The sequence below is a fragment of the Shewanella sp. ECSMB14102 genome, assembly GCF_000813075.1.
Lineage (GTDB): Bacteria > Pseudomonadota > Gammaproteobacteria > Enterobacterales > Shewanellaceae > Shewanella > Shewanella indica.
Window position 1 is genome coordinate 1 of sequence record NZ_JWGX01000117.1, and the last position, 1,073, is coordinate 1,073.

Consider the following 1,073-nt stretch of genomic DNA (forward strand, 5'->3'; position numbering starts at 1 on the left):
CTCCTCACCGTTTAACCATGAGTGGTGCACTTATTATCTGAATTCGGGGGTGGCTTGATTTTTTTGTTTTAACTGGCTGTCCTATCTTTTAACTGTGTTTCTACCTTAACCTGATGATTTTTATCTAAATCATCAGGGGATTCATCAGTACAGAGCTACTCGGCTTGTCAGAGCCTTATAAAGGTGTGGATATCATGCTTTTTTTAATTTAATTACTATTTGGTTTGTAGATAAAACTATATAAAATTTCATCCTCAGACACTTTCTCAATATTCCTGTGACTCTGAATTCTAAGGTAGCAGTCTATAAAATTCTTTGCATCTTCTGCTGAATTGAAAAGTCCATTTCTGTTAAGTAAGGTGAAAAACTCTTCGAACTCAACTTGTATAGAATTATCTATTTTTGAGGCGAATAATTCTTCCTTTATTGGGTAGTGACCATTGCAATCTATATCAATACCAATAAACCCATCTTCTTTCACAGTAATCTCATCAGCTTTTTTTACTGAGTAAACTTCTATTGTCTCGTAACTAAAATCGTCATCATTTTCATTAAGCCAGTCTAAAACTAGTTTAGCTTTTTCTCTGGTTTGAAAAAGACGATACATTAAATTTTGAGAGTATGAATCCTCAGCTTCCTTGGTAAGTTTTTTGATATTTTCAGGCACGCTATCAGGTAACCAATAGTCCCATGACCTACCACATCCACAGTATATTTTATTTGAAACTCTCAAAATCTTGTTAACTTGATCTGTTGCAAAATAGTAAGTTTGCAAATCCGCTCTTACAACGATAATAGTACCTGATATCACGCTACTTCTCCCTCTCTATGGGCTCTGTGGGGATGTGCTTATCTCCTATACCTGACCTCATACGATCAATATGAATATGTTCCCCTCCTTTCCAGTGGTTTTCATTTCCACCTCCCTGTCTTCCTTTTTCTCCTCTGTGATCTGAGGTTTTATTCCCCATTTCCTCTGCTAAATCTATGTATGCATCAGCATCATCATTACTTAATCTATTCCCTCGCGAATTCAACTCCGAAGTGCACCACTCGCTAAATTAGGCTGCCTT

The 1,073-nt window shown here is 36.4% G+C and carries 1 protein-coding gene; it reads right to left on the minus strand.

The window, feature by feature from the left end; genetic code table 11:
* Positions 1-208 precede the first annotated feature (208 nt).
* Complete coding sequence (locus RC73_RS19595; protein WP_071476986.1) at positions 209-811, minus strand: hypothetical protein; 603 nt, start codon at positions 809-811, stop codon at positions 209-211.
* Positions 812-1,073 lie beyond the last annotated feature (262 nt).